The organism is Chondrinema litorale (genome assembly GCF_026250525.1).
Classification (GTDB): domain Bacteria; phylum Bacteroidota; class Bacteroidia; order Cytophagales; family Flammeovirgaceae; genus Chondrinema; species Chondrinema litorale.
Genome location: NZ_CP111056.1, coordinates 39769 through 64691 on the forward strand (window position 1 = coordinate 39769; position 24923 = coordinate 64691).

The following is a 24923-nucleotide window of genomic DNA, read 5'->3' on the forward strand; positions in this document are numbered from 1 at the left end:
AAGTAATTATATTCTTAAATAGTAATGTTTAAATGTAGTACATATTTACATATAATGCAATAGCCTATTTAAGAATTGGGAATAGAAATTTTGCAAGTCAGTAAATAAATAGCCTTATTGAGAAATAAAATAAGGCCGAGAATGGTTCTAAATTGAACTTAATAGCAGATTGTTTCTACATAAAAAAAGCAAGCTCTCTTAGATGAAAGCTTGCTTTTAAATGAAAACTAAATTGATTAATTCAGGATTATTTTTTTGTTTAAAATCTTATTCTGTGATTGTATTTTCAGAATGTAGTACCCTTTTGGATAGGAAGAAATATCTAAAATATCATTAATATCTGATGTATATGATTTTTGGAATATCTCTTTCCCAGTGCTATCTAAAAGCTTTAAATTAGCAGACTGATCGGCTTCTTGCTGTAATGAAATACTTAAATAGCCTGATGTTGGGTTTGGATATAATACCAAGTCATCAGATAAAGCACTTTGATTATCTTCTGTTACTAAATCCGATTGTGCAATTCTGGTGTTGGATGCACTAACCTTTGATATTTCAATGTAATCTACCAATTGCCAATTTGATCCTGCAGCAATCGTCAATGTATTATTTCCAGTTCCTAAATATTCTTCGCTTGTCTCAATAATTCCAAAATAAGATCCTCCAAAGGAGCTTAAATAAGGTGAAATAGACTCTGTATTATAGTAAGTATTAATTACACGATTATTTAGATAAAACTTATAATTATATCCTTGCCAATATGATGTAGAGTTGTATTTATTACCACTTCTCACATATATCTTTATGATATAATCTCCACCTTCAGGTACATCAAAATTGACTTCAATTTGATCTCCTTCATCAAAAATTGAAACTGCTTTTTCATTACTCATGTATTCGTTACCCAATGCACTAATTTTATTACTTCCAACATCATTCAAAACCTTAAAATGATCTTCTACTTCTATTCTTTGAGAATAGTTACTTTCGGTACAGTTATCTATAATTTCAGATACAGAACTACAACCAGGGGCATTATCATAAGCAGATAAACTATATTTAGCTATCCAAGATATGACACAACAACTTTCGAGACTGGTATTACCTATTAATTGTAATGTTGGATAATCTGTATTTAATCCAAAATTAAGATTACTAATATCTACTAGTTTTGGATTGTTATTTACTTTCAAATTGCCATACACACTGTTAACCTCAAAACCTTCTAAAGAAACCAAAGATACATTATTGACTATTTCAATATCTACACAGCTATTGAGATTTTCTAAACCTTTTAAGTTTACCAATTTGGGATTATCTATAATATATAGATCGTTAGATATATCTTGAAGTGTTTGTAGATTATTTAGATTTGTAATATCATTACCCGAAATGGTAAGACTACCTATTATTTCAGTACAACTAAAATTATCAACTTCTGCTTGGGATGATAAAACTACATTTTCATAACATTTTCCGGGTGCAACCAAAATTTGAAATTGAAAACTTTTCTCATAAGAATCACCTTGGTCATCAGTACTTTGTATACGTATTGTAGCATTATTCGCATCATTGTAGAAATACATAGAATTTAAAATCAAGGTATCTTCTGTAATATAGAACCTAATATTGTCATCATCTCCATCACCTTCTACTAGCTCATAAGTATGTGTGTCATTTACATCAGCATCTATTGTACTCAAAACACCAACAATACCTGTATATTCTGTATAAATAATATTATTGCTAATAGTTATGTCCGTTGGTGGATTATTTTCTGGCTCTTCAACTGCTCCTCCTACACTTTCTATTTCTATATAGTCTACAATTTCCCAAGAGGCACTAGCTTCTACAGTCAAATAATGGTTTCCTGTTGATAGATACAATTCTTCAGATTCCATATTACCAAAGTACGAACCTCCATAACTCGATAATAATGTTGATACACTCTCTGTATTCCCTACAAGATTAATTGTTTTTCCATCTAATGTGAAAATATAGCTAGACGGCCAATATGCTGTCGAATTATACTTATGTCCACTTCTCAAGTTCACTTTTAGTAGGTAATTGCCGCTACTTGCTATATTAAAATTAATTTTGACTTTATCTCCTTTATCATTCATCAAAAGAGCTTTTCCATTACTCATGTTCGCATTCTCATTGGTTTTGATGGCATTACTTCCAATATCACTCAGAATACTGTAGCTATCTTCTGCTTCTATCCTTTCTGAGTAAAATACATTGTTACAACTTGATTTTAGTTCATCTGGAGAATTACATGAAGGTGCATTATTTTTAATTACTGCTCCAACATTGTCTTCGTTTATAAAATCTAAAACTCCACAACACATGTTAAGTGAGATATTATCTTCTATAAAGATCCTCAAGAGTATGTCTTTATTTAAATGTCTTGCATTTTTTAATCCATCTAAATTTTCTAGTTTTGGATTCTCCGTAATCTCTACATCATATTCTAAAGAGACTAAATTACTCAATGCATCAATATTTTCTAGTGATTCATTACCATTTAGCTGTAACCTCATAACATTAGTAACAAACTGTAATCCATCCAGATTTTTTAACAGTGGATTTAATTCTATATATAAATTTCCAGAATGCTTTTCAACATTTTTAATTGCTTCAAGGCTTGTCAAATTTTTATTTGAACCAATACTCAAGGCTATTGAATATTCCGTTAAATTGTGAAGTCCATCTAAACTGGTTATGCTTGTTCTCCCTACGGCAAGTCTAGACCCCAATTTTGTAAGAGATGATAATGGACTTAAGCTTGTAATATCTTCTCCATTAATTATTAATGATCCAGTGATTTCGTTGCAATTACAAGCGTTTACTTCTTCTTGAGTCGTAAAAGTATAATCCCCTTCACAAATAGTATATTCCTTAGCTGTTACAAGCTCAACTGTTTTTGTGGTAGAAATTCCTTCGTCGTCAGTTACTTTGACTATATATTTATAGGTACCTGCTACTAGGTTTTCTAATACCAATTGTGATGTACTAGCACCTGTTTGATCTGGTGTATTTGGCCCTGTTTGTAGAGTCCATAAATAAGAAATACTTCCACCATCCGGATCGTAAGCACTTGCTGCTAATATCACTGTATCTTGTGGCAGTTGGACGCTTCGGTTATAAGCTGTAACAATTGGGTCTTGCTTATCATCAGCCTCTTCAATAAATGAGATAGTAACCGTTAAAGCTGTTCCAACCTCTCCCCCTAAATTACTTTGTGTATAAGGTGTAGCTGTTAACTCATATACATCACCTGCAGCTGGTATAGGTGACCAAACAGAATAGTCACTATTATTATCACCATACAAGGCATAAGGTGCTGAGCTTTCTTTTCTCGTATGTACATTGTTAGTTTTGGTGTTAATTAATTTGAAATTAACACTACCTACTATAGTAGGAGATGTATTAGCTCTAATGCTTAAATTTTTTGTAGTTAACTCAGCTAAATTAATTGTAATGTTACTTTCATTGGCACCAAATTCCATTATTGGCAAGTCAGTATCTGCATTTATTAAAGCGAAACTGCTCACCTTTTGAGCTGATAATTGGGTGGTTGAAGAATTTTTTGAATGATTAGAAATAGTAAAGTTTTCATTTTCGTGCCCAAGCAAAAAATTGCTTATTAAAAAAAGGCATAGGGAGGTTAATAAAGTAATGCGTTGCTGCATAGCTGTCTAATTTAAATGAACAATAAGTGTAGTAGTATCGAACGTTTCCCTAAGGTTTAGGACTGGGGTATGCCCACCTAATATGAGGTAGTGTGATTGGAATGGCTAAAAGTAAAGATTGGGATTAAAATAACAAAAATTGGGATATTTAATATATGTTAATTAAAGCAATAATACCTTTTAAACTAGAACTACAACCTCAACTCTTAATAACCAATGTTAATGCAACTCTGCTGGTAACTGCTGAGAAGGTGGCGTCTTCATTTAATCGGTTGAGAATGGAATATTTTAGACCTAAGCCTGCTTCGAAGAAGTTGAACGATTTTAAAATACCAGCTCCTGCACAAAAGCCTACTTGCCTTTTTCTTACCTCGAAAGCGGGTTGAGAATCCGTAAATAAATCGTTGCTGATCCATGCATCTCTATCCCATTGTGTTTCTGTATCGAAATTGAAATCGTAAGTAACTCCACTCTGCAAGTGGACTCTTCTCTTACCTTTAGGAATAGTATACTTTAAGGTTACTGGTATGCTAATGGTACTCATTTGGAAATAAGTATCATGATACTCTCTATAGTTAGCAGAAGTCTCAACTTCGGTAGAAGAAGAAAAGCTACTTTTAAAATAGTTTAATTCACCTTGTATAGCAAACCTATCTGCTATTCTTGGTGAAGCAATAGAAAAAGATATCCCCGCAGTTGGGTTAAGCGAACTATACTTATCATCCATATAGGCATAATAGCTAGTTTTTTGTTCACCTTAACCATAGAGTTAACAAAACCAGCATTAACACCAAATGCTAATTTTAGCCACGGATACTTCTGTTTAAAAACCTTGTAATCGGCATTAACCCACTGATTATATTTTATGATCAGCCTAGATAATTCTAGCTCATTTAAAGCAAGACTATTTATTCTATCTGTAAAACTGGTTGTACAATCGCTTACTAAAAAGGCAATAATCCCTCTCCATGGACTGCTTTCCATCACAATTGTTTTACCATCAACTTCTGTTTGGACTTTCTTTGATTCCAAAACATAATTACTCCCATCTTTTTGAAGGATATAATTTGATTTAGTTTTATACAGATTAATCTTACCTAAAACTACAACTTCTATAAAAGCATCGCTTAAAATAGTGGAGGTGAAAACGCGCTCATTTATATAACCAAAACCTTGAATTTGCTCTGGATAATACTCTGTAATCTTACCATCTTTCTTAAAGATACAAGACTCATAGTTTTTGGCATTGGGTCTAAATTCTACTAAACCAAAAACTGTATCTGTTTCATGTTTAATAATAAACCCTTCTCTAAAATTACCTTGCGAAAATGCTTTCGAAAGTAAAATAACTGATAGAGCTGCTAGTACAAATATTTTTTTTAACATGCGTAAACCTTCTCTTAAATTAATATTTATCTATGTCGAAAGACCATATCTCTGATGTTAAGCCCGAGAACCTATTTTCTCCAAACATTACAAATCCCAAGTTTTTATAAGTAAAAGTAGTTGAGTTTAACCATGATCCATTATTAATAGATTCTATTTGAGTCCATTCATTATTATCTATATCGTATGTCCAACATTCACTAGAATAATTGTAAGTGTAGATAATATCATCTATAACAAAAGCAGCAATAGAACCCGAATTATTTACACTAAATGGAATCTCGGCAATTGGAGTTAAAAAGTTTGCAACATCAGGATCAAACTTATAAACCATATATGTATCATCCGCACTATTGCCAGAAAGCAGATAAGCTGTATTAGATGATTGAAGGGTTGTACTTGTCTCTAGTGCTAAATCAGAAGAGATACTTCCGAGCTTTGTCCAAGTATCTGTTGTTGGAGCATATTCCCATACTTCATTTCCAGAAGCAGTAACTTTTATTAAATAGCCTTTATCATTTAAAGTGTAGTATTTTACCTCTTCTGCAGAGAAGTTATTTAACTGTTGCCAAGAGTTTCCTGTAACATTATATGCCCAAAGTTCAGAACCGTTCCCATATATTATTTTCTCACCAAAAGTAAATCCATAACTGATGGAGCCTTCACTACCTGGAAAATCGTTACTTCTTTCCCAACTATCATTTACGAGATTGTAATTCCAAACCTCTTTAGTAACATAAGTCTCATTGCTTTTTAATCCTCCAATAAGATAACCTTTATCATTTACTATAGTGAAATACCCTCCTATTCTAGCTTCATCTGGAAAATTATTTAATTGTGTCCAACTCGATTTAACAGTGAAATTATCTTTAGAAACTGTATTTCTTCCATTAACTACTACTGTCAAAGTATACTCTCCAGCATTTAATGTATATGGAGTTTGGATGAGTAATCGGGTATCACTCTGTTCTAAAATTGTAGCACTAGTATTACCTATTTTCACAGAATTATTCGAAGTTTTAAAACCAGTACCTAAAATTTCAATTTTAGTTATTCCCGGAAATCCTTCTTTAGGATTAAAATCTGTTATAATAGGACTGTTGATATAAAGTTGTCCATTAGATAAAAGCTCAGATTTACCACTGATAATTGTAAAATTAATTTCTCCAAAGTATCGGTAGTCTAAAGGAACTCTAAATGAGAATCCATCTTCAGTATTTCCAAATGTCTCAATCTTAACATTGCCAAAATAAACATTTAGGCTATTTTTATTTAAAGTAAGATATTCTCCGCTTACAAAAACTGTATCTCCGAGATTTACGGTTTTAGGATTATAATCAAAAACTTGAGCTTGATTAGAGCCCATACTTTCGAAAGTAACACTCGTTCCGTAAACAATTTCATCATTTATACTTGCAAAGGGCCTTACAGAATAGAGATTGCCATTAGTGAAATCTGAAATGGCATTATAAGAAAAGGTTTTACTTAGCAATTCTTCAGAAAAAGTAACTACAGCAGAATTGGAAATGGACAATTCCGAATCTGCATCTCCCCAAACAAATCCATAATTCTGAATGGCAGAATCACCTAGATCTAATACCTCTGCGGTAAACATTACTCCTTCACTATAAACCGAAACTTCCTTTATGATTAAAAAGGGATAATCTTTATCTGATAGTTCTGCTTCATCACAAGCTAATAAAATGAAAGCCAGATAAAATATAATTAATCTATATTTCTTCATCGTATCTAATAATCAAAATGAAAATCCAAGTAAAATGCTAAGCTGACTCTTATTTAATGTGTCATTTTGACCAAACAAATTGCTCATCCTCACCTCTCCAAAAATGGTATTCTTGGCATTGACTTTATAATTAAAGCCAGCACCTATTAAATATCCCATCATCGTTTTACTTAACAGTTTTTCATCAGAGGCTCTATTAATAGTAATTATATCATCATCAAAAATAGATTGATAAATCACTCCTTCATATTGCATATTATAGGCGAAATCATAACCTATATTTAGGTATGGACTAAACTTTTTACTTGAAAAGGAATACCTTAAAAGAATTGGAACATCTACAGTAGTAATATTAATAATCGATTCTATATCTACCGGATATTGCGATGAATTTCTTGTGCTCTTAAATGCTCTAAATCCAAACTTCGAAATATTTGTTCCTACATTGAGTGAAAAGTTGCTCAAGGAAATTGGCAAATCATAGAACAATCCCAAAGTAAGTGCAGTAGAGTTTGAATAAGTAGCATCTTTTAAAAAAGCATTCGAAAAACCAGAAGACTTATTCAATTGAGCATTACTAACACCTCCGTAAACTCCTAACCTTTTCGGTTTTGGAATATCCTTTTCTTTGGGTTTAAAGTCATTACAATTGTTATAGAATCTAACAGTTTTGGCAAGCCATTTCTTTTTATATTTAGCAGACTTAACAATATCAGTAATATTCGGACAATCATTTACTAATTGCTGGAGCACTACGCCTTCTTTGTCTAAGGCTATTAAACTGGTATCTCTTTCAATATAATATTGCTTTACACCACTACCTCGGTAGTAATATAATTTAACTTCGCCATCTACTAGCCTTTCTAAAAATACTTGCTTAGAAATGGTAGATAGATCAATTTTTCGAGATACATATACCCTTCCATCTCTAAAACCATACTCCTCAATATCTTCCGGATAATATTTTACTTCTTCTTTACTAAGTACCTTAACTACATACTCGGAGTTTTCGCTATCAGCTCCCATTCTGAGGGTGATACCTTGTGACTTTATACTATCTTCTACAATGTAGTCTATTTGTGAGTAGGTTATTGAAGAGACTAAATTCAATAACAAGATGATGATAAATTTTCTGCAATCCATACAAACCCCACTGGTTGATAATTCGATCTGACTTTACAATTAAACCTCTAAATTTTGACGTTTTGGCGAAATTAACCCAAATTCTATGATTTAATTGATATTTAAATTAATAAATCTAAATATCAACAATTGTCTTTCAGATAGATACAATATTAAACAATCATCAACCTCCACCAGTAGGCTTTTCAAATAATTTACTAAGGATTGATTGTGTGTTTTTATCGAGGCTTTCCCACACATTTTGGATGGCTGCTCTGTTTTCTGGATTTTGGAAGATTTCTGGTTTAAGTCTTTTTGTGATGTAGAAATTTACCAGTGGATTACCTCTTTGTAAAATTTGTACGAGTTGCGGGAATTTTTGCAAATAGCTTGATTCGTCGAGGTTTTTTAAACCAAATAAAACTGTTCTTGGGTTTACTGAGCTTAACAGCTGAGCTTCCATTTGCGCATCGTATGTACTTTGTGTGTGTTTCCTAATTTGCTTTCTCACATCACCATTTACCAAGTGCCAAAGCGTGTAGGTAGAGTAAAGTGCGCCATCTACCACAGCCTCTTTAATTTCTTTACTCGTAGCCCCAGTAAATCCATCTATTTTTTCCGAATACTTCAAAGAATCTTTTTCCAGTAATTCGTCTTTAGTTTTATCTCCTAAAATGGAAGTTGCATTTTGCAGTGTTGAATGGAGTTTATCGTAATCTGTTACTGTAAATGGAATGTGATCATTTTTGGTAAGTGGTTTTCCTGAGAGTGTTTCAAACTTTGTATAATTTCCTGCTAAGTCCCAAATCACTTTCAGTATGGCTAGTTTGCAGTTTTCATCATTACAAACCGAAGTGGTAATTACACTATAATAATAGTAATTACCACTGTCAGGTTGGCAAAAATATACTTGGTTTAAGAAAGTATCATCTCTACTAGGCAGATCAAATACATAGGTACAATCTGCTGGTTCTTTAAAAAAATTAAAGAAGAAACAGTAAAAAAGTATCCCTGAAACTAGCCAGCCCTTCATAGATTTTTTTTATTTCGAGTCTTCAGCGTGTTCGTTTGATGAAAGTACTAATCGCATGTATTCTTCCAGATGTTTTTGATAAACATCTCTCGGAGATACATTATACTTTTTACAAATCGATGCTGCATAACCTACAGATGCGCCCATTTGTCCGGTAGTTCGCATTACTCTTGGCCCACCCAAACCAATATGAGTGCAACTAAAACACCTACCTGCCATAAAGAGGTTATTGATGTTTTTAGAATACAAACTTCTGTAAGGCACATAATATCTACCAACTTTGTAAAACAGTGCTTTTGAAAGAAAATCAGGTTTTGAAGGGTCTAGCAAATTTTGCTGAAAGTGTACATCTACTTCTCTTTCTTCTACCACTACAGAATCTGGAAACTGCACATTATCTCTCACATCATTAAAATTATAAATATGGTCTCCAACCAATCTTCTAGATTCTCTTTTCCCTACCAAATAACTCACCCATTGCAAAGCCAGACTGTCGTTGCCTGCTTTTTGTTTTTCATTATAAAATGAACCATAAATCGCTCTCAACATATGGTCTCTTATTTCTTCGGCATCATCTACTTGGTGTAAATCGTTTCGGCTAAACTCCCATTGCCACTCACCATTTGCTGCTGAATGTTCGCTAGCTACTTCCATCGCCCAAGGTACTTTCGGAAAGTTCGCAACTTTGTCTAACTTTTCACTTCGCCATAAAACAGAAGAACCCATTACAAAACCATCAGCATCTTCCGGACTCCAAAGCTCTCCGTGTTTTTCCCATTCTTCTCCATATTCTTCTACACTTTCTCTGCCATACATAAAATCTGCACCTGCCCAGAAGCCAATCCAACCATCGCCAGTGCTATCTAAAAATAAAGGAGCTTTAAACCTGATTCGATCACCAGAACTTGTTTGACTTGCATCTACCCACTGAACTTCTCCATTTTCTGCATGGGCATCATAAGCTCTGTAATTGAGGTATAGTTTAATGTTGGCATATTTCTGAATATTTGCCAATCGCTTTTCATCTTCTTTTTTTGCTTCTGGCGAGCCATTGGGGTAATGCTCTGTATCAATCATTTTTAAGATTCGCTGATAGTGTCCATAAATTCCCAAGGTATGCACCCGAATCTCACTACTGGCATTGCCACCCAAAACTGGGCGATCGTGGATTAATGCTACTAATAAACCTTGTTCGGCAGCAGAAATCGCAGCAGCACAACCTGCAAGACCTCCTCCTGTAATCACCAAATCAAACTCTTCGGTTTGCTCAGGAGCTTCTGGCAATTGTAAAACTTCTTTTCTCCAAGATGTTAGTTCTTCTAAATCATTCGGAGGAGTTTTAGCACTTGTGGTAAAATAGATAGCATCGCATCTGCCATCAAAACCGGTAAGGTCTTTTAGTGATAGTGTTTGACTTCCTTTTTTCAATTTTACTTTGCCCGCATTTAACCAAGTCCACTTACTATCAGCAGAAGAAATATCAACAGCAATGGTTTTCTTATTTATTTGAAGGTTGAAACTACCTGGAGATTCCCAGCTACCCGGTACCCAATTCATCGTTCTAACCCAAACATTGTATTCTCCTTTTTCAGGAACTTTAAAACTGGTGTAGGCATCTGGTACAGGTTTGCCCATACCATGTGCAATGAGGTAAGGTGAACCCATTTGCTCAACAAATTGCGGGTCCACTAGCCAACCACCTTTTACTTGAAAACTTTCGGCTTCAAGCAAAATAGATATATCTTCTTGTGACTGAGCCCAAGCTGAGAAAGCAAAAAAGCTCATAATGGTCCATATTAGTAGTTTTTGATATAATTGAATTTTCATATTTATAAGTTTATAGGTCTGATCTGAGTTAGTAAAAATCAATTCACCTTGATTGTGAGTTTTGATTGCTCATTAATCGAATCACTTTTTATGTAAAAGAAAGGTGAATTGCTACTTGAGATAATCATTGGTTTATCGGCATTGCCATTTACCAAATGTAATTCGTAGCCAGTAGATTTTTGTACTGGTTCAAACAGGATCATGTGCTCATCTCCATTATTCAATACCGCCAAAACCTCAGTTTCATTCTTGGCACTTCCCGCATGTGGCATAACTGAAACTTCGTGCGACCATTCACTAGCAAATCCCCATTGTTTTCGCACCCTCATTTTATAATAGTACGTCTGACCGTTTTGCAGATTAGGAATTTTACAAACGCCTACATTTCTTAGCACCAATGTATCAGTATAATTTTCGCTCTCTGTGCCAAAAGCAATTTCATACACATAATCTTGTCGGTTTACCGTATAGCCAATAAAGAAAGATTGATCTGCTGGAAAGGAGTTCCAAATTACAGGAGGCAACTCATCTTCGTCTGTGCTTGCCAATACAACTTTAGATGCTTTACTTTCTCCAGCATTGTTTAAAGCAATCACTTCAAATTCATATTCGGTGAAGCCTTCGAGTTCTACTACTTCTATAAAATCGTTGATGGTTTCTGCTGTTTCAGTTTTGGAAGCTCCTTTTTTGCCATACTTCAATTTATAAGCACTGGCATTTTCTACTTTCTCAAAAACTACTCTGGCACTTTTTGCCGCAGTATTCACCTTTAAAATTTTAGGCGTTTCAGGTGCTTGAAAATAGATAGTTGTATCTAAGACACTGTAATTTTGAGGATCGAGTAAATGCACCTCCAACTTAGAAATACCGCCATCTTCCCAAGTAATGGGAAAGTTTCTGTTTTCAGTTCCGGGAAGTATTTCTGGCAAGGTTTGAAAGCTACCTGTACATGCTTTGCCGCTTGCATCAAAACCAGCCCAAACCAATCTGTAATCTCTCAATGTATAAGCCGGAATATCTTGCTTGTGCCTTGGTTGGAAAGTAACTTCTGCTTTACCTGCTACCAGATTAATTACTTTAAAATCTCGCACTGGTGCATACGCTGTTTTAAAAGCATAAAATGGTTTTTTCTTTTGCCTAAAAGTATTTACAACTCCCCAAGCTCTGTTTTGAGATGGTGGTGTTGTCCACTCTGGGCTCGCCTTCCAAAAACTGCGATAATCGTTAAATGTCCAGAGGGATGCCCCAGCCATATATTCTTTATCTCTAAAACCATCTACCATTTCTGCTGCATCTACATAGGCTTTATTCGGGTCTTCATTATTTAAAATTTTGCCATACTCCGCCATAAATATGGGTTTGCCCGGATATAGCTGATTCACTGATGCCACATTTTTTCCCCAACCTCCATATATGTTGAACATGATTAAATCGGAAAACTCCACTGCATCATTTTTCTGATAATGCGCTGAATGACTCACATAAATCGCCAACCTCTCTGGATCAAGCGACTTTGCATGGGCAATGGCTCCCGAAACATATTCCCTCACTTTTGGATTCACATCCAGTTTGCCAATCTCATTGCCAATACTCCAACCAATTATACTTGGGTGATTGTACTTTTCTTCTACCATTCTTTCGAGCCACTCTTTCGGAGTTGGATGATCTGGGTCTACCATGGCATCTTTGCCCCACAAAGAAACTTCTTCAAAAACCATGATGCCTTTTTCATCCAGATAATCTAGAAATTCTTTAGGTAAAGGAAGATGGCTGAGTCTTGCCATATTTGCGCCTAGAGATTTCATTAAATCTACATCTTCTTTAATTCGCCAAAGTGGAAGTGTGTTGCCTGTTACTCGGTCTTCTGGAACCAAATTAAAACCTACAGTTCTTACTGGTTCTCCGTTCAATTTCAAATCGTAACCATCTACTTCAACTTTTCTTATTCCGAATCGATTGCTTAACTGGTGAATAACTTTACCATCCACCAAAACCTCAGTAATGCAGGTATACAATTCGGGATGATTGAAATGCCAAAGCGCAACATCTCTTTTCTTTAACTTAAGTTTCACTACCGCTTCATTTTCGTCACCAGCTTTTACTTCCAAAGGAGTTTTGCTTGTTGTCGTCCAAATCATTTTTCCATCTCTAATGATTGAATGTTTGTAGTTAGCCTTGGCATTTTGCTCACTAGCATTGCTCAGTTTGATGTCTATACTTACCGAAGCTGTACCTTTTTGCAAATCTGGGATGGCAGTGATATGCTGCTTTTCTAGTCTCAATATTGGGGTAATTTCAAGCCAAACTGGTCTTCTAATTCCGCCCCAATTCCATACAGCTCCGCGTTTAAAAGTATTATCTGTTTTTACCACCAACACATTTTCCCCTGTCGGATTAATTACATCTTGAATGTCTGTCCAAAAAGGCAAAAATCCAAGATGGTTCTCGGCTATCAGTTTTCCATTCAGCCAGACTTTGGAATCATTAAACACCGACTGAAAATACAACCTGACTCTTTTTCCTTTCCAATCCGACTCTGTTTTAAAAGTTCTTCTGTACCAAGCTACTCCGACAAAGTCTGCATATTCGTTTTCCAAATCCCAATTGCCCGGCACTTCCATTTTATCCCAACCGGCAATATTGGTTTCTGGTAAATACCATTTGGTTTTTTCTCCCTGCTTGTACATATCTGTTTGGAAATCCCAAGTGCCATTGAGTGAAACCTTTTGCGCACTGGCAAAAAAGCTCAATAACATCATGATGGATAAAACAATCGTCTTTTTCATATTCAATCTTTTAGTCTCATTGTAAACCAACCACCTCTTCTACTTCTTTTTTTAATTTAGCTTCCAAGTTTTTATACTTTGCTCTTGAAGTATCTCCATAAGCATTAAAAGCATCCACAATTTCTTGGCTATCTTCTCCCAAAGCTTTATCATTAATTTGATTTAGCCAATTATCCATTCCTGCTTGCATATCTTCCAATATCGATTTGTATTCTGGATTTTCGGCCAAATTATACATCTCTTCAGGATCATTTTCAATATCATACAATTCTTCTGCTGGCATTTCTTCTACCAATGCTTTTTGGGCTGCTGTTAACTCACTTCTTTCATTCAGTATGTTTAATAATTGATAGATCGGATGCTTGGCTTTTCTGTAAGCCGTTGCCGAACTGTTCACCGAAAAATCGTGATTGTAATTTCTGATGTAATGGTATTTTTTGTTGAAGATGCTTCGCGATTTGAAATTCGTCTCACCAATTCTATCAGTCGCACTATACAAAAATTCACTTTCTGGTTTTTGATGCTCACCCCAGAAAACTTGCCCTTGCATATTTTCCGGAACTGTGATACCAGCCATATCTAAAAAAGTAGCACTCAAGTCAATACTGTTTACTCTTCTATTGAACTCTCCACCTTTTTGATATTCTTTGGGTTTTTGTAGATTTTCTGGAATTGAAATGATTAATGGCACTTGCAAACCTGTGAGGTAATTATAATTTTTATCGCGGCTCATAGGTCTACCATGATCGCCAATAAAAACAACAATTGTATTCTCAGCCAATCCATAATGCTGCAAACTGTCCATTACTTTTCCGACTTGTATATCCAGTTTTTCGATACTTGCATAATAGTCCGCAAAATCGCGTCTGGTTACAGAATGATCAGGGTAAAACGGAGGTATCGGGATTTTTTCCAGATCAAACTGGCCTTCTTCTGCCTTTGCAAAATCGCGGTGTGTATAAAAACTGCAAACCATAGCAAAAAATGGGTTCTCTTGCTCAGCAATTTCTTTCCAAGATTCAAATTCAAACTTCTGCTCAGGAGCTACTTTAAATAACCAATCGTATTTGCCATTGCCTATTTCATCTTTGATATTGGCTGTGGCATATCCATTTTCACTGAAAATTTGCGGCAATGTTTTTACATTTTCTGGCAAAGTGGGCAAAAGCTCATCCGGATAGCGCATATGAAAAGCACCCACACTCGAAGGATACATACCTGTTGCAATGGCTGTTCTACTTGGCGCACAAACCGGAGCCACCACATAGGCAGCACTAAATTGCATGCCATTAGAAGCCAATGCATCAAGCACAGGAGTTTTTACCAGATCGTTTCCATAACAACCTAAATCTGGTGAAAGGTCTTCTGCAATTATAAAGAGAATATTGGGGCGCTTTTCGGCTTCTTGCTTTCCATGTCTTTGAGCACAGGCAGCAACTAGAAATCCTAAGAGTAATAACCCGATTTTAGTTTTCATTTCATTTACTATTCTAGTTTACATCTTAATACTTTTAATCCAATTCCATCTATTTCTAAAGTCACAGAGTTGTTTTCCAAATTAGTTGCTTCATAAACTTTTTGAGCAGGATTATACCATTCCGCTTTAAAAGCTTGATCACCAAATATGGATTCCATTTTTAATTCTACCGACTCATTTAAAGCTTCAGTTGCATCTTGGAGAAAGATAAAATAAAAGCTATTATCTGTTCCTTTTGCAGTAAGTACATCTACTGATGGATTTTTTATACCTACCATTTCTGGATGGAAAGAAAGTGAAACTGGCTCACCATAAATACTGCCTTCTTCAAAACCAAATGGCTGATGCGGGCCAACTTTGGCAGTCATAAATCCCGATGGAAAAGTGATTGCTCCATTGCTTCTGTATTCAGCTTCTGTTACCAAATAGTCCATAAGCCAACCAATCTGCCACCAAGCATGGTGCGGGAATCTACCAGAACCATTATTAAAGCTCTTCCAGTAATAAGAAGCCACACTGGTTTCAGAATTGACAAAGGCATCTCTGCCCCAAGCTGCTGCTCGGGCAACATTGGCAAAAAATGGATCTTTTGTGATCTGGGCAATTCTAAGAAAATAACCCGCATGCGAAGCCAATAGAATCGGGCCGGCTCCTGTGGCTGAACCAATAGTACCACCATGCTCGAAGTTTAAACCGGCTTGTGTCACTTGCCAGTCTTTTAATTCTCTACCTTTTACTAACCTGTCTTTCTCTGTTGGTACCGGATGTGCATAAATCGAGGTAGTATACATTTCGGCAGTTTTTACCGCTCCATCCAAATATTTTTCATCGCCAGTAATTTCCCATAAATCCAACAAACCTTGACCAATCTGTGCAGTGGCAAAATCATTTACAAAGCGAACATCACCGCAAACGCCTAAGAAATGACCTTTTTCAACTGCATTCTCCAAAATCCAATCGGCCCCTTTTTGGGCTGCACTTAGGTATTTCTCATCACCTAAAATTCTATAAGCGGCAATTAATCCATAGAAAGTCGGTCTTACATCAGATAAATCGTTAAATACTGGTTTATCTGTTTTGTGGTCGTAACCAGCTACCCAATTTCCTTCGGGTTGTTGCCATTCTAAGAGTCGATCTGCACCGGCTCTAAACATACCTTTCAATTCTTTATCCTCAGTTTCAAAAAGCAGAATATTACCTAAATCGCACAAAGTGTAATACATCAAACCTGTCGGCTCAATGTGGCTGCCCCACTCTTCTACCCATCTGTCACTTTTCATTAAATAATACTGACCTCTTGCTGCACCGTAAAAAAAACCTTTGTTCGGTTCCTGTTGCATCATTTTAAAATTGCGAACCAAAGGCAGTCTCTTCTCTTTGAGTTCTTCGTTTCCGGTAAGTTCTGCCATCATCCACATAGCTCCAATGTCAGAATTTTTTATGGCATCTTTATCCGCCCCTATCACAGTTCCCAAATAAGATTGTGCCCCTAATTTCACTCCTTGAAATACATCTTCTTGCCACATAGAAGTTTTATCATCTAGTGAGAAATCGAGCATCCTTTCCACTCTTCGACTTAAGGATTGTGTATTCTTTTTTATGGCTAGTTTATCTTTGGTTTGATAGATATCATCCATCGCATGTTTTAATGCTTCGAACCATCCTTTTTGCGATAAGCTAATTCTGAATTGTGCCGTAATCTCATCACCGATTTTTAACTCTGCTTCTGAACTACTTAACAAGGGTACATACGCTGTAGGGCTTAATTCTCCAGAACGATTCATGTGCGAAAAACCAGTTCTATTATTGTTATGTGTACTTTCATCTCCATCTTTTGCCCAAGGGTGTCTTGACTGACCGGGCTCCAAAATCACACTTAAAGTTGATTTTTGCTTGTTTGTGATAAATGCTGAAGGAGTTGTAATGGTTTTATCTTGACATATATATGGAATCTCTGGTAAACCTTGTGCATAACCCAGTGACAATATTAAATCAGGATTTAAACTATTGCCTTGGTAGTAGCCGGGAACAATTCCCCATTCCAGTTCTGATGTTGGTAAAGTCGCAATAGTTGGTGATGCCAAAGAAAACCAGCCAGCTTGCTTTGCTGTCAGCTTCATGTTTATCAAAATATCTTCAGGAAAATCGGTAGCAGGTTTCCATTCGGCTTCCACTTTTGCCAAATCGGTTTCTTTAGAAAACACCAAACTTCCTTCTTTCTTTTCCATTGTTTCTGGATAGAAAGAAACCTCTTCTCCGGCTGTGTTCATGGCAACAGGACTTACCACACTTTTCCATTTGTTAAACAAGTAGGTAAATTCTTCTCCGGGAAATTGCTTTCCGGCATTGTCATACATAATGGTATCAGACACGGTTTTTGGCTTCTCCTTCGCATACAGGAAAGTGTATTTTCCAGAAGAACTCCCGAAGGCAGAAGCCTGCCCGGGAGTATCTTTCCATGCAATATTTGATAAATGCCATCCGTCATTTTGCTGATCCCAGTCTAGCACTACCAAAGCAGATTCAAGCTGGTTCTTCTCTTTGCATGATGAAATGAAAAAGAATATAAGTATTACAAGTATGAAGTATTTTCCTGAAGTTAATTTTTGCATCGCTGAGTTTATAAATTCATTCCTATATCATTTTGCTAATCCAATTATCGATTAATATCCTCCGGGATTTTGCTCAAGCGTAGTTCCATTACCTGCATAAGTGTCAATTTCAGATTGTGGAATTGGCAGCAAATAATCTCTCGGATTAGTAAATATTCTATTCTGTGCATTTGGGAAGCGAGCATCCGTATTTAAATCATACTGGCTTTCAATACCGCTGTAAGAAACAAAACCGTCTTCATCAATCTGAGGAACCATTGTAGCATTTGCTTCATCCAAGATTCTTCCGTATAGTGTAACTGGCATCACTTTTTCCGCAATTTCCCAACGTCTAATATCGAACAAGCGGAAACCTTCATTTGCCAACTCTACCTTTCTTTCCCTTTTTATAATTGTTCTCAGCGCACTCTGGTCTGTAGTAGTGATTGCAGGATAATTTGCTACATCGGCCACATCAACTCCATAAGCTCTGGCTCTTACTTGATTGATCGCATCAAGCACTGTATTATCAATATCATTGGCTTCAATTTTAGCTTCAGCATAGATTAACAATACTTCTGCATAGCGCATTAAGATAAAATCTTGCTCACTCCAAACTTGGTTTTCAAGTTGCGCAGCTTCATCGGTATATTTCTTCCATAAGTATCCGCAGAATGCAGCTGGCCAGATTACTGTTCTCGAATCATTATTAGAACCTCCCGAAGTTCCATTGGCTAAAGTTAGCGTTAGGCTATCTGGATGACTTTCGAAAATGAGTCCTGCCCATTCGCTTTGTGGTGTTATGATAGAAGCTTTTAACCTTGGATCGCGATTTTCGAACGGCTGAGTTGGATCGTAAACTACTGACTCATCAATTGGTAAACCATCGGTAGCTTCGTAGCTATCTATCATAGATTGTGTGGGCACAACTGTACTGTAAGCCCCTCTATTTCTTGATCCTTGTGCTCTTGGAAATTGAGTAGTTCTATATCCATCTGCAAATGGCATTCTAAGCATAATCTCTGAAGAATACTCTCCTGCTGGTGTAAACAACTCTTCATAGTCTGAGTGCAATGGGAAATTACCATGATCTATTACCGTTTTAGCCATTGTCGCTGCTTCGGTAAATCTTTCATTGTATAATGCAATTCGAGCATAAAGTGCCGCAGCAAAATCGGCAGATACTCTACCCGCTTCAGATGGAGTTTCAGGCAAGAATTGAATCGATGCTTCTAAATCTGATAACATATTATCAACCACTTCGCTTTTAGCTACTCTTGGTAATAAAGCATCTTCCACCGAAACAGCCAATGCTTCTGTATAAGGAACATCACCAAATAGCTCAGTAAGATAATGGTAATAATAAGCTCTTAAAACCATTGCTTCAGATTTAATTTCATTCAATCTATCTTCACTTACTAAATCAGCAGCTCTATCTAGGTTATTAATGAGGTTATTTGCTCTGCCTATTCCCTGATACAAAAAGGTATACACTGAAGAAAAACCACCAGTTGATGCTGAATGAGATCCTGCTCCTAACTCATCGAAACCAAGATAGCCACCTCTTACCAATCCAATATCAGTAGCAGCATTATCCATATTTACTTGTACTGGTAAACCATAACCACCTGTCCAAACCAATGAATTATACACTCCGGTAAGTGCTAAATTAAGTTCTTGTTCATTGGAGAAAAAAGTAGCATCTGTTGGCTCAGTTAAAGATTCCAGATCGAGAATTTGATCGTTACAAGACACAAATGTGAATAGCAGTGTAAGTAATGATAATATATATATTTTCTTTTTCATGATATTTCATATTTACTTATTCATTAAAAAGTAGCATTTACACCCATTGTGTAAGAAGTTACAATTGGATACATTGCTCCAGAAGAACCATTTGGTGTAAGTGGATTCATACCATCAGGTAGTTTGTTAAAGTTGAAGAGGTTTTGTCCGGCAAAGAAAACTCTGAGGTTTCTTAAATGGATATTGTCTAAAACTGGTTGCGGCAATGTATAACCTAAGGTTACATTTCTCAGTGAAAGGTAAGCTGCATTAAAAATCCAAGTGCTACTTGCTCTTGCATCGTTACTACCAGCACTGGTGGCAATTAAAACTGGATATTGTGCATCTGTTCTTTCTGGTGTCCAAGTTTCTTCTACATGCCATTTCTGTACTTTACCTGCATTGAATAATGCCCATGCTACATCACCTTGTAAAAATACATCTCTTTTGCCCACACCTTGGAAAGCGATTGACAAATCGAAGCCTTTGTACTCTGCTGAAAGATTAAGCGCATAAGTTAAACGAGGGAAAGGGTTACCTAAAATTACTCTGTCGTCTGCATTAATTACACCATCAGCCGCATCTGCTATGCCATCGCCATCGGTGTCTACTGTTAATTGATCGCGATAACGGATGTTACCCGGCTGCAAAGAACCAAACTGTGCAGGAGCATCGCTAATTTCGTCTTCGCTTTGGAATAAGCCTTGTGTTTCGTAACCGTAAATGCTACCCATTGGGCTGCCTACTTCAATAATAGAGTTACCACTAATAATCGGACCTACACCTGCCAAATCTGTTACTTCGTTTTGCACATCAGATGCATTCAGTTTTACACTATAAGAAAACTCACCTCTGGTTTCTTGCCAACCCAATGATAAATCCCAACCTTTGTTCTCCATGTTACCTGCATTTTGGATAGATGGTTGAAGCCCAACTACAGCAGGTATTGGTAATTCCAACAAAATATCTTTGGTTTTACGGATGTAGTAATCTGCTGAGAAAGTTAATTTATTAGAGAAGAATCCGGCATCTATACCAATGTTGCTAGTCTCTGTAACTTCCCATTTAATGTTTCTATTTGCTAGCACATTTTGTGTAGCTCCTGTCGCCATTACTCCACCAAATATAAAATTGCTACCACCTAAAGCTATATTAGATGCGTAAGGAAAATCACTACCAATCTGTTGGTTACCCAATTGTCCCCAAGATGCTCTCAGTTTTAAATTATTCATGAAATCAACTCCGCTAAAGAAGGCCTCATCCGATATTCTCCAACCGGCAGAAAATGAAGGGAAAACTGATACTCTGTTTTCAGGTGCAAATCTTGAAGAAGCATCTCTTCTCACATTGGCTTCAAACAGGTATTTACCTTTAAAAGCATAGCTAAATCTACCAAACACAGAAGATAAACCTGAATGTGTAGAGCTACCATTATTAAGTGCACTTTCTGCAGAACCAGCATCTAGCTCTTGATATTCTTGAATGATAAAATCATATCTGGAAGCACCGAATGATGTGTATTTAGATTTAATAAATTCGTATCCACCTAAAACTGAGAAATCGTGTTCTCCTAATGTTTTTGTATAAGATGCCAAAGCGTTAAAGTTATCTTCGAACCATCTTAGGTTTGCCTCTCCTAATCTGTTTCTGTTAGGATAAGTTCTGGTTGTTTTAGCATCCCAATCGATATAAGTGGTATAAGACTTTAAGAAGTTTTTTCTGAATTGATCCCTGTGTTCAGGAGAATACATCATACTTAAAGTAAGGCCTTTAACTGGTCTGTAGTTAACTTTAACTAAACCTCTAAAATAGTTGTCTTCTGTTTTGTTTTGCCCTCCATCGTGAGCAGCAGCAATTGGGTTTTGTCCACCCCAGCCATCACCCCAAGAACCATCAGAATGATAGGCTACTTGTGTAGGATCTACTCTATAAGCTTGTCTGAAAATTTCTGCTAGTCCTGCACTTGGTGATGCTGTTAACTCTTTTCTAAAATTGACATCAAAATTCATATCAATCTTATCATTAAATTTAAAGTCTGAGTTAAAGCGACCATTGTAACGCTTAAAGGTATAGTTCACCACATTTGCTCCTTGATCTGTATAAGCTAGCGAAGCCAACACTTTAGACTTTTCTGTACCTCCGTTAACACTTACATTATGGTACTGCTGGAAACCATTTTCTGAAAACAGTAAATCTAGCCAATCGGTATCTGGATAAAGGTCTGGATTGCTTGACATATTGGCTGCGTAATTATCAATTACTGCTTGATCTGTATTAGTGATTCTCAAAAAGTCGAGTGCTCCAACATACTCTGGTACATCAGCGATTTTCTGGACACCGAGGTAGTTATTATAGCTTACGGTAAACTCACCAGATTTCCCTCTACGGGTTGTTACGAGAATAACACCATTAGATGCACGCGAACCATAAATGGCAGCAGCGGCAGCATCTTTCAATACAGAAATACTCTCAATATCATTCGGGTCGATACCATTGATGTCTCCGGCAACTCCATCTATCAAGATTAATGGATCGTTTGAAGCTTCTAGAGAACCCACTCCCCTAATTCTTAAGGTTGCTTGGTCGCCACCGGGTTGACCACTAGATTGAATTGCTGTTAAACCCGGCGATAAACCTACTAAAGCTTGCGAAGTTTGGAAAACGGGTTGTTTCACCAATTCTTTGCTGCCAATGGTTTCAACTGCTCCGGTAAGGTTTACTTTCTTTTGCTCTCCATAACCAATTACCACAACTTCTTCTAATTGATCGAGATCGGTTTCTAAAGAAACATTTATACTAGTCTGATTTTCAACTGTAATTTCTTTGGTTACATATCCGATATAACTCAATGACAATATATCTCCCTGACTCACTTGCAGTGAAAAATTACCATCGAAATCGGTGGTGGTTCCAGTAGTTGTTCCTTTTATCAAGATACTTACTCCTGGTAAAGGTAGTCCGTCTTCTTCAGCAGTAACTACCCCTTTAATCTGCTGTTGACCGAATGCCAGCGTTGCTGACAAAATCAGCATAATAGTTAGAATTCTTTTCATTTCACATATTTTTTACAATTAATATTATTGTTGTTAGTGCTTAGCTGATCACTACTTCAAATAAGGCAGCAGGTATTTCTGATGACGGATGTGCTATTTGAAGTTCTATCTGACTGGTGACTAGTGGTTGCTTAAAATTGATTGTATTGATAGTCTGGTAATTTCCTTTTTTGTCTATGATGATTTTTGCAGATTTCTCAGTAAGTGTTGCTACTTCTTCTGAGTGATACTGCATATTGGTGGTTATTTCTAGTTTTTCTGATTGCTCACTTTCGTTTTGCACTGCACTAATTCTGTAATCTTTAATGCAGAATGGAATCATGTCTTCGGGATGTCCCATTAAAGAAGATTCTAAGGGATGATCGAAATCGTTGTCAAAAAACAAGCGTATCTGGCGAATCTCTTTTGGTGTATCCCATTTGAATTTTAAAACAGGATTTGCATCATCTAAAGAAGCAGCCCAAGCATTGGTTTTTGTTTCTGGTCTTACTTTCCCATTTCTTAAATAATCTGGATGATATAGCTTTAAAGGTTCTTGTAAAACCATTGCTAAATTATGTCCGGCAGGTCTTCTTTCTGGTGTCCAGAATTCAAAAGTATCTATGCCTAAACCTTCTTCTGGTTCTTGTTTACCTAAGTTTGAAACTGCTTTGTTAAACTTGTTGAAAACACTGAGCAGACCCGTCATTCTAGTTAATGAACTCCTTATCTCTACTTGCTCATTTTCCCTAAAAAGCAAAAAGACATATTGGTCTACATTTAGGTTTGTAGTAAAATCTAACTCAATAAATTGCTCTCCTTTTTCTAGGTAAATGGTTTTCTCATGCAGTAACATATCTGGTGTGAAATTTCCCAAACGTTGACTGGCTTGCAATTCCACATGAATGTAGGTATCTGTTTGAGCACGTAATTGCAGTTTTGCTTTTAAACGTTCACCGCTTCTAATTGGCAATAACTGAGCAGCTCCTTGTTTAAGAGAAATCCAAGGACCATTAAAAGGTAGTTCATTTAGCTTATAGGTACTCGAAGCTTCGATAACAGCAGAAGTAAGTAAGTTCTTAGATTCAGGTATTCTTGTGTGAGGAATACTCTGCCCTGCCAAATTCAATTTGCTTTGCAACTCCGCCATTAAAGTCGGATTTGAAAGTTCTCTTGGCAATAGTTCTTTCTTTGCGCATAGTACTGCTGCCATACCTACAGCTTGCGAACCATGAGCACAAGTGGCCATCACCCTTGAAGAACCAAAAGCTACATGCGAAGCACTAATGATTCTACCTGCCAAAAACAAGTTTTCAATTTCGCTACTATAATAACAACGATATGGAATTCCATAAACTCCTTTACTATGCCACTGATTACAGCTCATTTTTTCACTGTAAACCCCATCAGCCGGGTGCAAATCCAAAGACCAACCACCATAAGCCACTAAGTCTGGATGCTGGCGTTGTTCAACCACATCTGCTTGTTTAAGTATATAATCTCCTTCGAATCGGCGACTCTCACGCTTACCGGGAATTGTACCTACCCATTCGAGGGTTAAGGTCTCTGCTTCTGGAAACTCTCCACTGTTTTTTACATAATCCCAAATGCCATAGATAACCTTCCAAAGTTCCCATTTAATATCTTCTGATTGATGCACTGTATCGAGTCTGCCGCCATACTCTACCCACCAAAGTCTGCAACCATCGTCTTGCACTTGGTAGTTGCGCATTCTCGGTAACTCTCCAATATTTTTTAGTGCAAAATCGGGAGCTACAAACTTTACAGGTTTGCCTGTGTCTTTGGTATAAAAATACATGGAGTGTCCAAGTAACTCTCCATAATCTTCTATGTTAGGTGCAAAGCCTTCGTCAAACTCTTCGGCATTTTCTGCTCCCATTCTAAATGGTGAACCTGCTTTAAATGCTATAATTCCATCACCCGATGCATCACAAAACAATGGAGACTCAATAAGGTACTCAGTTGAGTTCTGACTACAAAAAGCTTTAATGGCTTTTATGCGATTGTCGCCTTCTTTCTCCAAATCGTACACCATGGTGTTGAGCAGCAAAGTGATATTCTTTTCTGCCTTTACTTTCTCTAGCACTATAGTGTCCAAAATAAGTGGATTGCCCTCTTTGTTGCGATAAAGGTTCTCAATCAAAATTTCATCAATTACACCACCTTCTCGCGACCAACGATTGTTATTACCCATGTGCGAAGTAGCTCCTAAAATCCAAAGTCTTACTTCACTGGAAGCATTCCCTCCCAATACTGGTCTGTCTTGTACCAACACTACTTTTACACCCTCGCGAGCAGCAGTAATGGCAGCACATACACCCGATAATCCACCTCCTGTTATAGCAAGCTGGGTTTGTATAGATACAAGTTTAGCGTCCCGCTTTTTTGCCGAAAATGCTGATTTTATCATAATATCTTATTTGA

The 24923-nt window shown here is 36.5% G+C and carries 13 protein-coding genes; all 13 read right to left on the bottom strand.

Features of this window, described 5'->3' with window-relative positions:
• Window positions 1-236 precede the first annotated feature (236 nt).
• The 13 genes from OQ292_RS34670 to OQ292_RS34730 all read right to left on the bottom strand — a co-directional run bounded on the left by OQ292_RS34670 (window position 237) and on the right by OQ292_RS34730 (window position 24909).
• Window positions 237-3695, bottom strand: coding sequence for a PKD domain-containing protein (locus OQ292_RS34670; RefSeq protein WP_284688876.1), 3459 nt, complete (start codon window positions 3693-3695; stop codon window positions 237-239).
• A gap of 199 nt (window positions 3696-3894) precedes the next feature.
• A complete protein-coding gene (locus OQ292_RS34675) occupies window positions 3895-4422 on the bottom strand; it encodes an outer membrane beta-barrel protein (RefSeq protein WP_284688877.1) in 528 nt (175 codons plus the stop codon).
• The gene (locus tag OQ292_RS34680; protein ID WP_284688878.1) at window positions 4353-5081 is read right to left on the bottom strand and encodes a hypothetical protein; all 729 of its coding nucleotides are present in this window, start codon (window positions 5079-5081) and stop codon (window positions 4353-4355) included. The genes OQ292_RS34675 and OQ292_RS34680 overlap by 70 nt, the downstream gene beginning before the upstream one ends.
• A gap of 19 nt (window positions 5082-5100) precedes the next feature.
• Window positions 5101-6825, bottom strand: coding sequence for an IPT/TIG domain-containing protein (locus tag OQ292_RS34685; protein ID WP_284688879.1), 1725 nt, complete (start codon window positions 6823-6825; stop codon window positions 5101-5103).
• 12 nt (window positions 6826-6837) lie between these two features.
• The gene (locus OQ292_RS34690; RefSeq protein ID WP_284688880.1) at window positions 6838-7968 is read right to left on the bottom strand and encodes an outer membrane beta-barrel protein; all 1131 of its coding nucleotides are present in this window, start codon (window positions 7966-7968) and stop codon (window positions 6838-6840) included.
• Window positions 7969-8131: 163 nt separating this feature from the next.
• Complete coding sequence (locus OQ292_RS34695; RefSeq protein WP_284688881.1) at window positions 8132-8980, bottom strand: FMN-binding protein; 849 nt, start codon at window positions 8978-8980, stop codon at window positions 8132-8134.
• A 9-nt stretch (window positions 8981-8989) separates the two neighbouring features.
• Window positions 8990-10807, bottom strand: coding sequence for an FAD-dependent oxidoreductase (locus tag OQ292_RS34700; RefSeq protein ID WP_284688882.1), 1818 nt, complete (start codon window positions 10805-10807; stop codon window positions 8990-8992).
• A gap of 38 nt (window positions 10808-10845) precedes the next feature.
• Window positions 10846-13593, bottom strand: coding sequence for a glycoside hydrolase family 2 TIM barrel-domain containing protein (locus OQ292_RS34705; RefSeq protein ID WP_284688883.1), 2748 nt, complete (start codon window positions 13591-13593; stop codon window positions 10846-10848).
• Between the two features lie 16 nt (window positions 13594-13609).
• The gene (locus OQ292_RS34710) at window positions 13610-15070 is read right to left on the bottom strand and encodes a sulfatase family protein (protein ID WP_284688884.1); all 1461 of its coding nucleotides are present in this window, start codon (window positions 15068-15070) and stop codon (window positions 13610-13612) included.
• A gap of 8 nt (window positions 15071-15078) precedes the next feature.
• Window positions 15079-17682, bottom strand: a complete 2604-nt coding sequence (locus OQ292_RS34715) for a beta-L-arabinofuranosidase domain-containing protein (RefSeq protein WP_284688885.1) — start codon at window positions 17680-17682, stop codon at window positions 15079-15081.
• Between the two features lie 51 nt (window positions 17683-17733).
• Window positions 17734-19467: a RagB/SusD family nutrient uptake outer membrane protein gene (locus OQ292_RS34720; protein ID WP_284688886.1), complete on the bottom strand. Its 1734-nt coding sequence runs from the start codon at window positions 19465-19467 to the stop codon at window positions 17734-17736.
• 23 nt (window positions 19468-19490) lie between these two features.
• On the bottom strand, window positions 19491-22499 hold the full coding sequence (locus tag OQ292_RS34725; RefSeq protein WP_284688887.1) for a SusC/RagA family TonB-linked outer membrane protein: 3009 nt from the start codon (window positions 22497-22499) through the stop codon (window positions 19491-19493).
• 40 nt (window positions 22500-22539) lie between these two features.
• Entirely contained in the window at window positions 22540-24909 is a 2370-nt protein-coding gene (locus OQ292_RS34730; protein ID WP_284688888.1) for an FAD-dependent oxidoreductase, read from the bottom strand.
• Between the last annotated feature and the right edge of the window lie 14 nt (window positions 24910-24923).

Excerpts from the sequence above, each read along its gene's own strand:
- OQ292_RS34670 (WP_284688876.1), bottom strand. The coding sequence starts at position 3,695 with ATGCAGCAACGCATTACTTTATTAACCTCCCTATGCCTTTTTTTAATA.
- OQ292_RS34675 (WP_284688877.1), bottom strand. The coding sequence starts at position 4,422 with ATGGATGATAAGTATAGTTCGCTTAACCCAACTGCGGGGATATCTTTT.
- OQ292_RS34680 (WP_284688878.1), bottom strand. The coding sequence starts at position 5,081 with ATGTTAAAAAAAATATTTGTACTAGCAGCTCTATCAGTTATTTTACTT.
- OQ292_RS34685 (WP_284688879.1), bottom strand. The coding sequence starts at position 6,825 with ATGAAGAAATATAGATTAATTATATTTTATCTGGCTTTCATTTTATTA.
- OQ292_RS34690 (WP_284688880.1), bottom strand. The coding sequence starts at position 7,968 with ATGGATTGCAGAAAATTTATCATCATCTTGTTATTGAATTTAGTCTCT.
- OQ292_RS34695 (WP_284688881.1), bottom strand. The coding sequence starts at position 8,980 with ATGAAGGGCTGGCTAGTTTCAGGGATACTTTTTTACTGTTTCTTCTTT.
- OQ292_RS34700 (WP_284688882.1), bottom strand. The coding sequence starts at position 10,807 with ATGAAAATTCAATTATATCAAAAACTACTAATATGGACCATTATGAGC.
- OQ292_RS34705 (WP_284688883.1), bottom strand. The coding sequence starts at position 13,593 with ATGAAAAAGACGATTGTTTTATCCATCATGATGTTATTGAGCTTTTTT.
- OQ292_RS34710 (WP_284688884.1), bottom strand. The coding sequence starts at position 15,070 with ATGAAAACTAAAATCGGGTTATTACTCTTAGGATTTCTAGTTGCTGCC.
- OQ292_RS34715 (WP_284688885.1), bottom strand. The coding sequence starts at position 17,682 with ATGCAAAAATTAACTTCAGGAAAATACTTCATACTTGTAATACTTATA.
- OQ292_RS34720 (WP_284688886.1), bottom strand. The coding sequence starts at position 19,467 with ATGAAAAAGAAAATATATATATTATCATTACTTACACTGCTATTCACA.
- OQ292_RS34725 (WP_284688887.1), bottom strand. The coding sequence starts at position 22,499 with ATGAAAAGAATTCTAACTATTATGCTGATTTTGTCAGCAACGCTGGCA.
- OQ292_RS34730 (WP_284688888.1), bottom strand. The coding sequence starts at position 24,909 with ATGATAAAATCAGCATTTTCGGCAAAAAAGCGGGACGCTAAACTTGTA.